This window comes from Duganella sp. OV510 (assembly GCF_900100205.1).
Classification (GTDB): Bacteria; Pseudomonadota; Gammaproteobacteria; order Burkholderiales; family Burkholderiaceae_D; genus Rugamonas.
This window is the reverse complement of record NZ_FNEQ01000004.1, coordinates 342529-357540: the sequence shown is the minus strand read 5'-3', so window position 1 is coordinate 357540 and position 15012 is coordinate 342529. Positions and strand designations below refer to the sequence as shown.

At 63.3% G+C, this 15012-nt stretch carries 19 protein-coding genes; 9 read left to right on the top strand and 10 right to left on the bottom strand.

Annotation, left to right across the window (positions count from 1 at the left end; all coding sequences use genetic code 11):
• The first annotated feature begins 71 nt into the window (after positions 1-71).
• The gene (locus BLS51_RS13915) at positions 72-857 is read left to right on the top strand and encodes a response regulator (protein WP_307188153.1); all 786 of its coding nucleotides are present in this window, start codon (positions 72-74) and stop codon (positions 855-857) included.
• Positions 854-1771: a histidine kinase gene (locus BLS51_RS13910; RefSeq protein WP_090188916.1), complete on the top strand. Its 918-nt coding sequence runs from the start codon at positions 854-856 to the stop codon at positions 1769-1771. Before BLS51_RS13915 ends, BLS51_RS13910 begins: the two co-directional genes overlap by 4 nt.
• Here the strand turns inward: BLS51_RS13910 and prmC are convergent, their stop codons facing one another.
• From prmC to BLS51_RS13885, 5 genes are all read right to left on the bottom strand, one after another.
• A complete protein-coding gene (gene prmC, locus BLS51_RS13905; RefSeq protein ID WP_090188918.1) occupies positions 1772-2584 on the bottom strand; it encodes a peptide chain release factor N(5)-glutamine methyltransferase in 813 nt (270 codons plus the stop codon).
• Positions 2581-3051: a disulfide bond formation protein B gene (locus BLS51_RS13900; protein ID WP_090188921.1), complete on the bottom strand. Its 471-nt coding sequence runs from the start codon at positions 3049-3051 to the stop codon at positions 2581-2583. Before BLS51_RS13900 ends, prmC begins: the two co-directional genes overlap by 4 nt.
• Before the next feature lie 71 nt (positions 3052-3122).
• Positions 3123-4199 carry a peptide chain release factor 1 gene (gene prfA, locus BLS51_RS13895; RefSeq protein ID WP_090188924.1) on the bottom strand — a complete coding sequence of 359 codons (1077 nt, stop codon included), beginning with the start codon at positions 4197-4199 and terminating at the stop codon, positions 3123-3125.
• Between the two features lie 84 nt (positions 4200-4283).
• Positions 4284-5558, bottom strand: a complete 1275-nt coding sequence (gene hemA, locus BLS51_RS13890; protein WP_090188927.1) for a glutamyl-tRNA reductase — start codon at positions 5556-5558, stop codon at positions 4284-4286.
• 99 nt (positions 5559-5657) lie between these two features.
• Entirely contained in the window at positions 5658-6347 is a 690-nt protein-coding gene (locus tag BLS51_RS13885; RefSeq protein WP_090188929.1) for a response regulator transcription factor, read from the bottom strand.
• Between the two features lie 237 nt (positions 6348-6584).
• Here BLS51_RS13885 and BLS51_RS13880 point away from each other — a divergent pair, with 237 nt between their 5' ends.
• Entirely contained in the window at positions 6585-7106 is a 522-nt protein-coding gene (locus BLS51_RS13880; protein WP_090188932.1) for a hypothetical protein, read from the top strand.
• Here the strand turns inward: BLS51_RS13880 and minE are convergent.
• Genes minE through minC form a run of 3 tightly spaced genes read right to left on the bottom strand, consistent with a single transcriptional unit; the run spans position 7103 to position 8982 of the window.
• Positions 7103-7354, bottom strand: a complete 252-nt coding sequence (gene minE, locus BLS51_RS13875; RefSeq protein WP_072782712.1) for a cell division topological specificity factor MinE — start codon at positions 7352-7354, stop codon at positions 7103-7105. The two genes, BLS51_RS13880 and minE, sit on opposite strands and share 4 nt — an antisense overlap.
• Before the next feature lie 2 nt (positions 7355-7356).
• On the bottom strand, positions 7357-8172 hold the full coding sequence (gene minD / locus BLS51_RS13870; RefSeq protein WP_090188934.1) for a septum site-determining protein MinD: 816 nt from the start codon (positions 8170-8172) through the stop codon (positions 7357-7359).
• 27 nt (positions 8173-8199) lie between these two features.
• Positions 8200-8982, bottom strand: coding sequence for a septum site-determining protein MinC (minC, locus tag BLS51_RS13865; protein WP_090188937.1), 783 nt, complete (start codon positions 8980-8982; stop codon positions 8200-8202).
• A gap of 248 nt (positions 8983-9230) precedes the next feature.
• Here minC and BLS51_RS13860 point away from each other — a divergent pair, with 248 nt between their 5' ends.
• Positions 9231-10139 (top strand): LysR family transcriptional regulator, encoded by a 909-nt coding sequence (locus BLS51_RS13860; protein ID WP_090188939.1) that lies wholly within the window; start codon positions 9231-9233, stop codon positions 10137-10139.
• Positions 10140-10169: 30 nt separating this feature from the next.
• Here the strand turns inward: BLS51_RS13860 and BLS51_RS29710 are convergent, their stop codons facing one another.
• Positions 10170-10328, bottom strand: coding sequence for a hypothetical protein (locus BLS51_RS29710; protein WP_175472574.1), 159 nt, complete (start codon positions 10326-10328; stop codon positions 10170-10172).
• Positions 10329-10363: 35 nt separating this feature from the next.
• On the opposite strand from BLS51_RS29710, the gene BLS51_RS13850 reads away from it, so the two are divergent.
• The 5 genes from BLS51_RS13850 to BLS51_RS13830 all read left to right on the top strand — a co-directional run bounded on the left by BLS51_RS13850 (position 10364) and on the right by BLS51_RS13830 (position 14386).
• Positions 10364-11542 (top strand): acetyl-CoA C-acetyltransferase, encoded by a 1179-nt coding sequence (locus BLS51_RS13850; protein ID WP_090188943.1) that lies wholly within the window; start codon positions 10364-10366, stop codon positions 11540-11542.
• A gap of 73 nt (positions 11543-11615) precedes the next feature.
• The gene (gene phbB, locus BLS51_RS13845) at positions 11616-12356 is read left to right on the top strand and encodes an acetoacetyl-CoA reductase (protein ID WP_090188946.1); all 741 of its coding nucleotides are present in this window, start codon (positions 11616-11618) and stop codon (positions 12354-12356) included.
• Positions 12357-12444: 88 nt separating this feature from the next.
• Positions 12445-13401: a prolyl aminopeptidase gene (gene pip / locus BLS51_RS13840; RefSeq protein WP_090188949.1), complete on the top strand. Its 957-nt coding sequence runs from the start codon at positions 12445-12447 to the stop codon at positions 13399-13401.
• A gap of 70 nt (positions 13402-13471) precedes the next feature.
• Positions 13472-13912, top strand: a complete 441-nt coding sequence (locus tag BLS51_RS13835) for a DUF2721 domain-containing protein (RefSeq protein WP_090188952.1) — start codon at positions 13472-13474, stop codon at positions 13910-13912.
• Positions 13913-13933: 21 nt separating this feature from the next.
• Positions 13934-14386, top strand: coding sequence for a hypothetical protein (locus tag BLS51_RS13830; RefSeq protein WP_090188955.1), 453 nt, complete (start codon positions 13934-13936; stop codon positions 14384-14386).
• 1 nt (position 14387) lies between these two features.
• Here the strand turns inward: BLS51_RS13830 and BLS51_RS13825 are convergent, their stop codons facing one another.
• Complete coding sequence (locus tag BLS51_RS13825) at positions 14388-14984, bottom strand: SRPBCC family protein (protein WP_307188152.1); 597 nt, start codon at positions 14982-14984, stop codon at positions 14388-14390.
• Positions 14985-15012 lie beyond the last annotated feature (28 nt).

Below are 15012 nucleotides of genomic sequence, written 5' to 3'. Positions count from 1 at the left end.
GTGACAACGGGAAAGAAAATGCGCGCATAATCGTTCGCGATGTTCCTGAAAAGGAGTGCGCCATCCTCGCCTTGACCACAACCGAGCAAGCACGGCCGGGTATCCTGATCGTCGACGACGAGCGGGAGGAGTTGCGCTTTTTGACTGATTTGCTGCGCCGCCAGCTCTACCATGTACGCACCGCCTGCGACGGCATGGAAGGCTACCAGGCGGCGCTGGCCTCGCCTCCCGACCTGATCCTGCTTGACGTGCGCATGCCCGGCCTGGACGGCTTTGCCGCCTGCCGTCTGCTGAAGGCCAATCCGGTCACCCGGCATATTCCGGTGATTTTCCTCAGCGCGCTGGACGAACCGGACGAGCGCGTGGCCGGCCTGGCCATGGGCGGAGTCGACTTCGTGGCCAAGCCCTACCATCCGGCCGAGGTGTTTGCGCGGGTGCGCATCCACCTGGAACTGGCCGGCTTGCGTCGCGCCCAAGCCCCGCCCAGTTTGCCTGTCATGCCGGCGCCGCATGATCCTGACGAGGTGGTGGCCAACGCCGCCATGCGCCTGATCGACGACAACCTGGGCGCAGCGCTGACGCTGGCCAGCATCGCCCGTTCGCTGGGCACCTATGAAAAAAGGCTGTCGCAGGTCTTCCGCCGGCATGCAGGCGTCACCGTGTTCGGCTACCTGGGCGAGGCGCGCATCCGCCGCGGCCGCCAGCTGTTGAGTGATACCGACCTGACCGTGCAGCAGATCGCCGAGCAGACCGGCTTCAGCAGCGCAGCCAACTTCGCCACCGCCTTCCGTGAGCAGACCGACACCACGCCCACCGCCTACCGCCAGGCGATGCGCCGGCAGGGCGCGCTGTCGTGAGCGGCGCGCCGGACGCCGCCCGCATCCGTGCCCGCCTGCTGGCGGCACTCAACCATGACCTGCGCGCGCCGCTGGCGCGCATCGCCACGCAGGTGGGCAGCGGCTGGGCCGATCTGGCGATGCTGGAAGGTGAAGTGCGGCGCCAGCTGGAGTGGCTGTCCGACTTGCAGGAATGCGCGCGTTTCGAGTTGCAGCCGCCCGAGCTGGCGGTGGCGCCGGCCTATCTGCACGCGCTGATGCGCCATCTGCGTTACGACGGCGGCGAACTGCCGGCGCTGGCCGTGCTGGATGCGCGCCGGCTGACGCAGGTGCTGGCGCGGCTGCGCGCCCACAGCGGCGGCCTGCTGGCGGTACAGGCGCAGTGTGTGGATGACGAGGTGCGATTGCAATTCGCCGCCGGTGAGCCGGATGGCCTGTGGCACGACGTTGCAGGCTCGCTGGCCGATGAACGCATCTTGCCGGGGCTGATGGTGGCGGCGCACCTGGTGCGTGCCATGGGTGGCAGTTTGCAGCAGAGCGGTGGCGGCTTGCGCTTTGACATCCGCGTGGCGCTGGCGGCCGAACAGGACGCCATGCCGCCGACGCCGCATTTCGACTGGCCGGAACCGTTTGGCGCCGGCCACGCCGTCCTGCTGCTGGAGCCGCACCAGCCGATGCAGGATTACCTGAGCGAGATCCTGGAGAGCGCCGAGTTCGATGTGCAGTACGCGCCGGAAGACCGGGCGCCGGCGCTGATCCTGTGCGCCGACGAGAGCGTGTGGGACATCTGGCCGCGCGAGGAGGCGCCGCCGGTGCTGCTGCACGCGCTGCTGCCACCGGCGCGGCCGGACGATTTTATCGAGGTGCTGTACAAGCCGGCGCCGCCGGCGATGCTGCTGTCGGCCTTGCGCCGGCGGCTGGAAATCCGGCTGTGATCAGCCGATCCGGCCGCCGCTGACGCGTTCGATATCGGCCAGGTCGCGCCAGCTTTGCACTTCCGTATAGCCGGCTGCGCTGAGCAGCGCGCGCACCGCTTGCGCCTGATCGTAGCCGTGTTCCATCAGCAGCCAGCCTTGCGGGTGCAGGTGTTGCGGCGCGCCGGCGATGATGGTGCGCAGCGCCGACAGGCCGTCGGCGTGGTCGGTCAGCGCGCCGCTTGGCTCGAAGCGCAGGTCGCCTTCGGACAGGTGGCGGTCGCCGCTGGCGATGTAGGGCGGATTGGAGGCAATCACATCGAAGCGCGGCGCGTCTTGCAGCGCGGCATACCAGTCGCTTTGCAGGAAGGTGACGCGCGCGCCGTTGCTGTCGGCGTTGCGGCGGGCGATGGCCAGCGCGTCGGCGCTGACGTCCAGCGCGGTGACGTCGGCGTCCTTGCGGGTGTGCGCCAGCGAGACGGCGATGGCGCCGCTGCCGGTGCCCATGTCCAGCACGCGGCCGTCGCGCGGCAGGCGGTCCAGCGTCAGCTCGACCAGCAGCTCGGTGTCGGGACGCGGTATCAGCACCGCGTTGCTGACTTCAAACGGCAGGCCGAAGAATTCGCGCTGGCCGACGATGTAGGCGATCGGCTCGCCATCGAGGCGGCGCTGCACCAGGGCGCTGTAGCGCTGCATTTCTGCGTCGCTCAGCACGCGTTCCGACTGGGTGATCAGGGCGATGCGGTTGACGCCCAGTGCGTGGCACAGCAGCACGCGGTTATCCAGCGCGTCCAGTGCGGACTGCCGTTGCAGGGCGGCGATGGTCTGGCTCATTTGGTGCGGCGGATCAGCAGCCAGGCCAGCGACAGCGAGAACAGGCCGAACCACAGGAACGACCACTGCGGAATCGACAGGCCGAACCATGGCGCCAGCGCGTCCTCGCACAGGCCGTCGGCCTTGAACAGGAACGGCAGGTAAGTGGCAGTGGGGATCTTGTTGAGGAAGGTCTCCATCGGGTCGATGCCGCACGACAGGCCGGGATGGGCCAGCACCCACAGGTGCTTGCCGGCGGTGCCGAGGCCGCCCAGCGCGGCCAGCAGGCCGAGGCCGGCGAAGGCCTTGGGCTGGCTGGTGTAGGCGCCGATCAGCGCCAGGATGCCGACGGCGAGGAACAGGTAGCGCTGGATCACGCACAGCGGGCAGGGCAGCATGTCCAGCCCGTGCTGCAGGTACAGGGCGACGCCGATCAGGCCGAAAGCGCCGACAGCGATGGACAATAGCAGGGAGCGGGTATGTAGCATGGGGTGGTCCGGTGAGTGAGGTATAGCGGCTGATTTTCGCACAAAGTTGCTATTTCAGCCTTAGCCCGTTCTTAATCACCCAGCGCGGCCAGCAGCTCGGCCTGGTGCTCGGCCACCAGCGCGTTGACCAGTTCGTTCAGATCGCCGTCCATGATGAAGTCCAGCTTGTACAAGGTCAGGTTGATGCGGTGGTCGGTCATGCGCCCTTGCGGGTAGTTGTAGGTGCGGATGCGCTCGCTGCGGTCGCCGGAACCGATCAGGCTCTTGCGGGTAGCCGCTTCCTTGGCCTGCGCCTCGCGCAGCTGCACGTCCTTGATGCGGGTGGCCAGCACCTTCATCGCCTGCGCCTTGTTCTTGTGTTGGGAGCGGTCGTCCTGGCACTCGACCACGATGCCGGTCGGCAGGTGGGTGATGCGGACGGCGGAATCGGTCTTGTTGATGTGCTGGCCGCCGGCGCCGGACGCGCGGTAGGTGTCGATGCGCAGCTCGGATGGATTGATGTTGACGTCTTCGACCTCGTCCGCCTCCGGCATCACCGCCACCGTGCAGGCCGAGGTGTGGATGCGGCCCTGGGTTTCGGTGGCTGGCACGCGCTGCACGCGGTGGCCGCCGGATTCGAACTTCAGCTTCGAGTAGACGCCGTTGCCGACCAGGCGCACGATGACCTCGCGGTAGCCGCCCAGGTCGGACGCGGATTCCGACACCATCTCCACCTGCCAGCGGTTGCGTTCGGCGTAGCGGGTGTACATGCGCAGCAGGTCGCCGGCAAACAGCGCCGACTCGTCGCCACCGGTGCCGGCGCGGATTTCCAGGAAGATGTTGCGCTCGTCGTTGGCGTCCTTCGGCAGCAGCATTTTTTGCAGTTCGAGGTCCAGCTCGGCGGTGCGCACCTTGGCTGCTTCGATTTCCTCCTGGGCGAATTCCTTCATGTCCGGATCGGCCAGCATGTCCTCGGCGGCGGCGATGTCGCCCAGCGCTTCCTGGTAGGACTTGTAGACCGCCACCAGCGGGCCGATTTCGGCGTGCTCGCGGGTCATCTTGCGGTAGGCGTCCATATTGTCGGTGGCGCCTTCGGACATCAGCAATTCATCGAGTTCGACCAGGCGGTTTGCCAGTTGATCGAGCTTGCCCAGCATGGATGGTTTCATAGCGTATTCTTAGAGAGTAAAGCAGGCGCCGCGCAGTGGCGGCGAGGAGAGGGCGGCGGCGCTGTGGGCCGCCAGCGGGGGGCGCTAACGGCGGCCGCGGAACATCTGCGGCAGGATTTCTGCCAGTTGCGCGCGTTCGTCGCCGTGGGCGTGGCGCAGCGCTTGTTGCGGACCGTGCATGAACTTGGCGGTCAGTCCCTTCGACAGCGCTTCCAGCACGGTGTCGATATCTTCGCCCTTGGCCAGCATCTTGCGTGCGCGTTCCAGTTCCATCAGGCGCAGCGCCTCGCTGTTTTCCTGCAGGCTCTGGATCACCGGCACCACGGCGCGGTCGTCGATCCAGTGCATAAACGACTGCACGCGGGTTTCGATGATGGCCTCAGCCTGTGCCACGGCCGCCTGGCGGTTTTCCAGGCCGGTCTGCACCACCTTGCCGAGGTCGTCGACGGTGTACAGGAAGGCGTCGTTCAGGCGCGCCACTTCCGGCTCGATATCGCGCGGCACCGCCAGGTCGACCATGAACATCGGCTTGTGGCGACGGGCCTTGATGGCGCGCTCCACCATGCCGAGGCCGATCAGCGGCAGCGACGAGGCGGTGCAGGAAATCACGATGTCGTACTGGTGCAGCTTGTCCTGCAAATCAGCCAGGCGGATGGCGCGGCCGCCGTAGCGGTGCGCCAGCAGTTCGCCGCGTTCCAGCGTGCGGTTGGCGATGGTGATGGTTTTCGGATTCTGCGCCGCGAAGTGCGTGGCGCACAGCTCGATCATCTCGCCGGCGCCGATGAACAGCACGTTCTGCTCGGAGATCTTGTCGAAGATGCGCTGCGACAGGCGCACGGCGGCAGCCGCCATCGACACGCTGTGGGCGCCGATTTCGGTGGTGCTGCGCACTTCCTTGGCCACCGAGAACGAACGCTGGAACAGCTGGTGCAGATAGGTGCCGAGGCCGCCTGCTTCATCGGCGGTGCGGATGGCGTCCTTGATCTGGCCGAGGATCTGGGTTTCGCCCAGCACCATCGAATCAAGCCCGGAGGCGACGCGGAAGGTGTGGCGGACGGCGTCATGCTGCGGCAGCATGTACAGGTGCGGGCGCAGTTCGCTGTAGTTCAGCTGGTGGAAGTCGGCGAGGAAATGCGCGCCGGCGTCGAGCGGGTCGGGCACGGTGCTGGCGGCATACAACTCGGTGCGGTTGCAGGTCGACAGGATGGCCGCCTCATCGCCGCCACGGTGGTCGATGCGCTCGAACCACGAACGCGCCGCCATCACCGCCTGGCCGAGCTGGTCAGGGGCGAACGCCAGCTGCTCGCGAAGCGAGACCGGTGCGGTGGTGTGATTGAGGCCGACGGCAAGCAGCTGCATTTCGGGTCCAGACAGATAATATATGCGGACATTATACCCCTACTGCCAGTATGTTGCCCGCAGGACTGCCCAAAGCATGAGCAGTTGCCTTGCCCTGGATCAGGCGCCGAGTTTTTCCAGGCGGTAGCCGTAGCTGTAGACCGGCACCAGGCGGAAGCCGTTTTCTGGCTTTAATTGCAATTTGTTGCGCACGCGCGAGACGTGGGTGTCCATGGTACGCGAAGGCACCACGGTTTCGCGTATCCACACCGCTTCGTGGATGTAGGCGCGCGACAGCGGACGGCCGATGTTGCGGAAAAACAGCAGCGCCAGGTAGAACTCCTTGTGCGTGACGTCCAGCACGATGCCGTCCATCAGCAGCCGGCCAGGGCGGGTTTCAAACACATATTGGCCGAATTGCAGCGATTCGGCGCCGTTCTGCGCCGGATAGGCACGCCGCAGCAACGCCTGCACGCGCGCCACCATCTCGCTGCGGCGCAGCGGCTTGATCATGTAGTCGTCGGCGCCTGCTGTCAGGCCGGCAACGATGTCGTCCTCGCCGGAACTGGTGGTGAGGAACAGTACCGGAGCGTTGTCCGGCAGCTTTTCGCGGGCGCGGCGCAGTACTTCGGCGCCGCCCAGGTCGACCACCTGCCAGTCGAGTATCAGCATGTCGTAACTGTCTTTGCGCAGCTGTGCCAGCACATCCTTGGCGGTCTGGAAGCTATGGCAGATGTGGCCTGCCGAGGTCAGCACCTGGCAAATCAGTTCTGCCTGGCTGCGGTCATTGTCGAGTACGGCAATTCTCATGCTGTTGCCTGCTGGGAAATGTTAAAGAGAAGTCACGCCAAATATAACAGAGATTTACAATTAAATTAGCAAAAAGGCTAAAAATATTTTCTAAGGACACTATCAATGATTTTATGGCAATGCTTGTTTTTCATCGTGGCAGGCCGCATTTGCATTACACGGTACACTGGAAAAATGTCAAATTCAATGCAGAAGTTGAAAAATGGCAAGAACGTACTACGCGGTTGAGGAGGGCGCATGCGCAGCAAAAAAGACACAAATTGGACGCTGCTGCCAGCGTCGCAAAGCGATATTTCCATAGTGAGGGAACGCTGCCGGCAGCTGGTGCGGCGGCGTGCGATGGTGTCTGCCGGCATGGCTGCGGTGCCGGTTCCGGGGCTCGACATCGTCTCCGATCTGCGCCTGTTTTCGTTGTTAATTGACGATATCAATCAGGAATTCGGTCTGTCCGAACAGCAAATCGAGCGCCTGCAGCCGAAGTTCCGGCTGATCGCCTATGAAGCGGCGATCGGCGTCGGCGGCATGCTGGTGGGGAAACTGGTGACGCGGGAAGTGGTGAAGCAGGTGTTGCGCAAGACCGGTTTCAAGACGGTGGCGCAGCAGGCCAGCAAGCTGGTGCCGCTGGCCGGTCAGCTGGCGTCGGCCGGCATCGGCTTCTACGCCTTCCGCCAGATCGGCTACCAGCATGTGGACGCCTGCGCCAGGGTGGCGCAGGAACTGCTGGCGGCTGGCGTGCACCGCCAGCCGGCGTCAGCTTAGGCGTCCGGCAGGACGACGTTGACGTCGAGCACTTCCAGGTTGCCCTGGCGGTCCAGCGAGATCTTGATGTCGTCGGCGTTGACCTTGGTGTACTTGGAGATCACTTCGATCAGCTCTTTATGCAGCGCCGGCAGGAAGTCCGGGCCGGCGCGGCCGCTGCGCTCGCGCGCGATGATGATCTGCAAGCGTTCCTTGGCCGCAGTCGCGGTTTTCGGCTTGGGTGGAAACAGGAAGGACAGCAGGGCCATGATTACTTGCTCCCGAAGATACGCTGCAACAGGCCAGGCTTTTCATAGTTGGTAAAGCGCAGTGGCAGGTCCTGGCCGAGGAAGCGCGACACCACGTCTTCATAGGCTTCCGCCACATCGGTGCCCTTGAAGTGAATTGCCGGATTACCCTGGTTCGAAGCATGCAGCACCGATTCCGATTCCGGGATGATGCCGATCAGAGGAATGCGCAAAATCTCTTTCACGTCTTCATACGACAGCATCTCGTCCGCTTCCACGCGCTTCGGCGAGTAACGGGTGATCAGCAGGTGCTCCTTGACCGGTTCGCCGCCGGTCTGGGCGCGGCGCGACTTGGCCTGGATGATGCCGAGAATGCGGTCGGAATCGCGCACCGACGATACTTCCGGGTTGGTGACGATGATCGCTTCATCGGCAAAGGTCAGCGCCATCAGCGCGCCGTGCTCGATGCCGGCCGGCGAATCGCAGATGATGAACTCGAAGCCCATGTTGATCAGTTCGTGCAGCACTACTTCCACGCCGTCTTCGGACAGCGCATCCTTATCGCGCGTCTGCGAGGCCGGCAGGATGAACAGGTTGTCGCAATGCTTGTCCTTGATCAGCGCCTGGGTCAGCGTTGCTTCCTTGTTGATGACATTGATCAGGTCGTACACCACGCGGCGTTCGCAGCCCATGATCAGGTCGAGGTTACGCAGGCCGACGTCGAAGTCGATTACGGCGGTCTTGTGGCCGCGCATGGCCAGGCCAGTGGAGAAGCTGGCGCTGGAGGTGGTTTTACCTACACCGCCCTTGCCGGACGTTACAACAATAATTCTTGCCACGAATAATCCTTTTCAGAGTGGTGTGCTTTAAGCGCGGTTGGCCGTATTGACAGATGATATATCGATTCTGTCACCAACCAGGCGAATTTGCGTCGGCGCGCGTGCATATTCGGTCGGGAAGCCGTCTTCGAACGTGCTGTAGACGCCGGCGATGGAGACCAGTTCCGGCGCCATGTTCAAGGCAAAAATGCGTGCCTGGGCATTGCCGGAGGCGCCCGCCAGCGCGCGGCCGTTGAGCGTGTTGTACACGTGGATGCTGCCGTCGGCGATGATTTCGGCGCCGTTGTTGACCACGGCGGTCACCACCAGGTCGCAGCCGCGCGCGTAGATGCGCTGGCCGGCGCGCACCGGCGTGTCGATGATCATCACGTCGGTGCCGTTGCTGGCGGCGGCCGGCGGCTGCGATTGTGCGGCGGCCACCGCCACCGGCGTTGGCGCCGGCGCTGCGGTTGGCCTAGGCTCGGCCGGTGTCTCTTCCTTCGGCTTGGCGCTGGCGGTTTCCAGGCTGAGGCCGTGGGCGGCGATGTCGGCCGCCATTTCCGGCGGCGCGTTGCGCACGGCGACCGGGTTCAGGCGGTATTTTTTCAGCAGGGCGATCAGGCCGCCCCAGTCGACGGGTTCGCAGTTGGCCGGCAGTGCGGCGACATCGATCACGGTCAGATCGTCTTCGAAAAAGTCGGCGGTGCCGCCGGTCATTTCAGCCAGCGCGGCGTCGAGAGCGATGCGGTCGGCCGTGGCCAGGATGGCGGAGACGGCGACGACGGTGGAAATCTTGATTTCTATGGGCTTTTGAAACAGGCTCTTGGACATGGGCGACAGTATCAGGGTTAGCCTCGCGCGCATGCGCAGGCACCAGCATTCTACTGTGGAAAATCAGGAAAGGGGAGGCCCGGCAAGCGTGCGGCCCGGTAAATTGGCGGCCTGCCAGGCGGCCTGCAGCGATTCCGGCTGTCATCTGCATTTCATATTGGTGCGCTAAAGTGTGCGGCAACCGGTCTATCATTAAAATGAAAGACTTTTTTGCTTCACGTGAAAATAAGTAATATAAGTAATAGACCATGCTTGAGATCCGCCATCTACGCACTTTGAGCGCACTGCGCTCGGCCGGCAGCCTGGTGCGCGCCGCGCAACTGCTGAACCTGACACAGTCCGCCCTGTCGCATCAGATCAAGTTACTGGAGGATCGCTACGGCGGGCCGCTATTTGAGCGCAAATCGGTGCCGATCGGGTTTACCGCCACCGGCGCGCGGCTGCTCAAGCTGGCCGACCTGCTGCTGCCGGAAATCGAAACCGCCGAACGCGAGGTGGCGCGCCTGACGCAGGGCGACACCGGCCAGCTGCGCGTGGCGCTGGAATGCCCTACCTGCTTCGACTGGCTGATGCCGGTGCTGGACGAATTCCGCAAGCGCTGGCCGGAGGTCGAGATCGACCTGGTGTCCGGCTTCCATGGCGAACCGGAAGAATTGCTGCGCAGCGGCGAAGCCGACCTGGCGATCGGCGCGTCCTGCGGCGCCGATTTCACCACCTTCCCGCTGTTCCGCTACGAAACCCTGGTGGTGATGGCGCAAAAGCATCGGCTGGCCGCGCAGCGCCGCCTGCAGGCCGCCGACTTCGAAGGCGAAACCCTGATCACCTACCCGATGCCGGCGCAGCGCGTCGACCTGATCCGCGAAGTGCTGGCGCCCGCCAACATCCATTTCCAGCGCCGCAGCGCCGAGCTGACGGTGGCGGTGTTACAGCTGGTGGCCAGCCGGCGCGGCATTGCCGCGCTGCCCAACTGGGCCATCAAGAACTATATCGAGTACGACTACGTGATCGCCCGCCCGGTTGGCGAGCACGGCCTGTGGAGCGAACTGTACGTCTCGGTGCCCCCGGCGCAGCAGCACAAAGCCTATGTGCTGGATTTCGTCAACGTGATACGCGAGCAATGCGCGTCTTCACTGGACGGTATCAAATTATTATCTTGAAAAAAAGTTATTGTTTCTTCAAAATACAACTTAGATGGTTTGATGCATATCAAGGCGTGCGCTGAAACTGGCGCATACGATGAGTGCCCAACGGTGGCGCTGCGGGAATTTCTCGCGGCAGCGCAGCATTGAAACCTGCCACGGCATGCCGGTGGACGGCGTATCATCAAAGTTCGCGTTGTCGCTCAACTTAGCCGGCTCCGGCTGGCGCATTGGAGAATCAAATGGATGATGTAGTTATCGTTGCTGCCGGCCGTACCGGTGTGGGCAAATTCGGCGGCAGCCTGGCAAAAGTGCCGGCGTCGGAACTGGGCGCCCATGTCATCAAAGGCCTGATTGCCAAGATCGGCATCGATCCCAACCTGATCAGCGAAGCCATCCTCGGCCAGGTGCTGACCGCCGGCGTCGGCCAGAACCCGGCGCGCCAAGCCGTCATCAAGTCCGGCCTGCCGAACACGATTCCCGGCTTCACCATCAACCACGTTTGCGGTTCCGGCCTGAAAGCCACCCACCTGGCGGCGCAGGCGCTGAAGGCAGGCGACGCGCAGATCGTCATCGCCGGCGGCCAGGAAAACATGAGCGCTTCGCCGCACGTGATCAACGGCTCGCGCGACGGCTTCCGCATGGGCGATTTCAAGGCGGTCGATTCGATGATCGTCGATGGCCTGTGGGATGCCTATAACCAGTACCATATGGGCACCACCGCCGAGAACGTCGCCAAGAAATACGAGATCTCGCGCGCCGAGCAGGACGAATTCGCGCTGCAGTCGCAGCTGAAGGCCGAAGCTGCGCAAAAGGCCGGCAAGTTCAAGGACGAGATCCTGCCGCTGGAAATCGTGCAGAAGAAGGGCAGCATCGTCTTTGATACCGATGAATACGTCAAACCAGGCTCGACCCTGGAAGCGCTGGCCGGCCTGCGTCCAGCTTTCGCCAAGGACGGCACCGTCACCGCCGGCAACGCCTCCGGCCTGAACGATGGCGCCGCCGCCGTCATCATGACCACCGCGTCGAAAGCCAAGGAACTGGGCCTGCCGGTGCTGGCCAGGATCAAGGCCTACGCCTCGTCCGGCCTGGACCCGGCCTATATGGGCATGGGCCCGGTCTCGGCCACCAGGCTGTGCCTGAAAAAAGCCGGCTGGACGCCTGACGATCTGGACCTGCTGGAAATCAACGAAGCGTTTGCCGCGCAGGCGGTGGCGGTCAACAAGGAAATGGGCTGGGATACCAGCAAGATCAACGTCAATGGTGGCGCGATCGCCATCGGTCACCCGATCGGCGCATCCGGCGCCCGCGTGCTGGTGACGCTGATCCACGAAATGATCCGTCGTGACGCCAAGAAAGGCCTGGCCTCGCTGTGCATCGGCGGCGGCATGGGCGTGGCGCTGGCGATTGAGCGTGCATAACCAATAAAACCAAGGGCCTGGCTAATCGCCGGGCTACTTCGATTTTTGGCATCAACAGCAAGGAGACAAGAACATGGCAAGAGTAGCATTGGTAACCGGTGGCATGGGTGGTCTGGGCGAAGCGATCAGCTACAAGCTGTCCGCACTGGGCTATTGCGTGGTCACCACGTATTCGCCGGGTAATCCCAAGGTGGAACAATGGCTGGCCACGACCCGTGACCAGGGTTATAACTTCCGCGCCTACCCCTGCGACGTGTCGGACTACGATTCGGCGCTGGCCTGCATCGCCGCCATCGAAAAAGACATCGGTCCGGTGGACGTGCTGGTCAACAACGCCGGCATCACGCGCGACATGACCTTCAAGAAAATGGACAAGGTCAACTGGGATGCGGTCATGAAGACCAACCTGGACTCGGTGTTCAACATGACCAAGCCGGTGTGCGACGGCATGATCGAGCGCGGCTGGGGGCGCATCATCAATATCTCGTCGGTCAACGGCCAGAAGGGCGCGTTCGGCCAGACCAACTATTCGGCCGCCAAGGCCGGCATGCACGGCTTCACCAAGGCGCTGGCGCTGGAAGTGGCGAAGAAGGGCGTAACCGTCAACACCATCTCGCCGGGCTACATCGGCACCAAGATGGTGATGGAGATCCCGCAGGACGTGCTGGATAGCAAAATCATTCCGCAAATCCCGATGGGCCGCCTGGGCAAGCCGGACGAAGTGGCGGGCCTGGTGGCCTACCTGGCGTCCGACGAAGCGGCATTTGTTACCGGCGCCAATATTGCCATCAACGGCGGCCAGCACATGTCCTGAGCGGCAACGCTGCCACGCAAGAGCCGGGTTCGTTCGCGATCCCGGCTTTTTTTTCGTACAATCTGCTATCAATGCTCAAAGGATAGCCATGTTCGATGCCGCCTCGCCCCTGTTCCCACCGATCGTACCCACCCGCCACGGCATGCTGGCGGTGGACGAGCTGCACACCATTTACTGGGAGGAAGTAGGCAACCCGGACGGCATCCCGGTGATCTTTCTGCATGGCGGCCCTGGCGCCGGCCTGTCGCCGCAGCACCGCCGCTTCTTCGATCCGCAACAATATCGCGTGATCCTGTTCGACCAGCGCGGCGCCGGCAAGTCGACGCCGCTGGGCGAGTGCCGCAACAACACCACCCAGCTGCTGATCGAAGACATCGAGCGCCTGCGCGTGATGGCCGGCATCGAGCAATGGCTGGTGTTTGGCGGCTCGTGGGGCTCGACGCTGGCGCTGGCCTACGGCGAGGCGCATCCGGAACGCTGCCTCGGCTTCGTGCTGCGCGGCATTTTCCTCTGCACGCAGAGGGAGATCGACTGGTTCCTCGATGGCGCCCAATGGTTCCATCCTGAAGTGCATGCGGAATTCATCGCACCGATACCCGAGGCAGAACGCGGCGACCTGCTGCAAGCCTACGTCCAACGGATCATGAGTGACGACCCGGACGTGCACTGGCCTGCGGTGCGCGCCTGGAGCCGCTTCGAAGGGCGCCGCGTGTTCCTGCTGCCGCAGGCCGAGGACCCGCCGTCGGATACGCTGGACCTGGGCGTTGGCCGTCTCGAATCGCACTACATGGCCAAGCTCGGCTTCTTCAGCGACGACCAGCTGGTGCGTGAGGTCAGCCGCATCGCCCACCTGCCGGCGGTGATCGTGCAGGGCCGCTACGATGTCATCTGCCCGCCGGTATCGGCCTGGCGGCTGCACCAGGCCTGGCCTGGTTCGGTGCTGCAAATGATTCCGGACGCCGGCCATGGCGCGATGGAAAAAGGTATCGCCCAGGCACTGGTCGCCGCCACCGAGCAGTTCAAGCGCAACCGCGCGTTTGCCTGAAAAAGGCCCGTGGGAGACGCGGGCTGCTACACTGTGAACTAATCGATAAGAACAAAGCGTAATGGCACTCATGACTTTGCAGACCGCTGACATCGGTCACATCATTCAGCTGGCGATTGCGCCGGTATTCCTGCTGTCGGGCGTCTGCACCAACCTGATCGTGCTGACCAACCGGCTGGCGCGCATCATCGACCGCTCGCGCGTGCTGGAAGACCGGCTGGACGTCGCCTACAGCGATCCCTACCTGAATGAACTGGATGTGCTGTACCGCCGCTCGCACCTGATCAATATGTCGATCTTCCTGTCGACTGCCTGCGGCCTGTTCGTTTGCGTGATCGTGGCGATGCTGTTCCTGGGTGATATCACCAACCTTGGCCTGGACAAGTATATTGCCGGCATGTTCGTGGTGGCGGTGATCTGTCTGGTTGGCAGCTTTGTCTCGTTGCTGCGCGAAATCTATATTGCGTCGAACTGGATGCGTTCCCAGCGCCATGTCCGCCGCAAGCGTTAAACTTTTTATGTGAGAAACATCATGCACGACTACCAACGCCCGCCCACCCTGTACCGCTACGGCGTGCGCGAAGATCTGGAACTGGCGCTGACCCAGGGCCAGTTCATCCTGCGTCCGGCCTCCAACTGCCTGACGCTGAGCTTTTCCCAGGTCTGGGACAGCAGCCTGTTCGAACTGTTTGCCGCCGACGCCTGTCTGATCATCCACAATTCCGAAGAATTCGGCGAGCGCGTGCACCGCGCCGTGCAGCGCGCGCTGCCAAGCTGGGCCGGCATCGATGGCGCGGTCGAATACGGCACGCGCGCCGCCTTGGGCGCGGCTTTCACCAAGACGGCGGCCGAAGCGCAGGAACAGGAGTGGCAATTCGCCTGGCGCGCGATGCAGGCGCAGCTGAGCCTGAATCCGGTGCTGATCAAGATCGGCAGCCTGGAAAACTTCGCCGAACTGCGCTCGCGCGACGCCTACCTCGCCTGAATTATTTGGCGATAGCTTCGACGCGCGCATCGTCGCGGCGGTCGAGGCGGGCCAGCACGGCGCTCATCATGCGCTCGATGTCGCTGCGTATCATCTTGGAACCAATCAGGCCGGGGACGTAGAAGCTCGGCAACAGCTTGCCGTGGTAGATGATTTTGGTGCCGCCCGTTTCCGGGATCGGCACCAGCTCCCAGCGCGATTCATAATGCTTCATGTCGCCGGAAATCAGTGCGATGTCGATCGCCGACATCGGTTGCTCTGTGGCGCGCACAATCAAATGGATGGTCCGGTTCATGAACAGGAAACGGGCCACGCCGAATTGTTCGATGATCACTTCATTCCCATTGCGGGACAGGACCTTGCACGACTCCATGTCCGGCACGAACTCCGTCATGCGCTCGTAGTTGGTGAGGATGCGCCATACCTTCGGCAACGGCGCGTTCACCGAGCCGGTGGCGTCCACTTCATACATGTGCTGGGAGTCCTGGTCCACGCGGTTGACGGACACCTCCAGCTTCGGCAGTTCAGCCTTGGGTGCTTGCGCTGTCGCCAGCGGGGCGCCTACACCCAACAACAAAAACACAAGGAATCGCATCATTTGTCCAGCGTAAGGTAAAGGGTGGCAG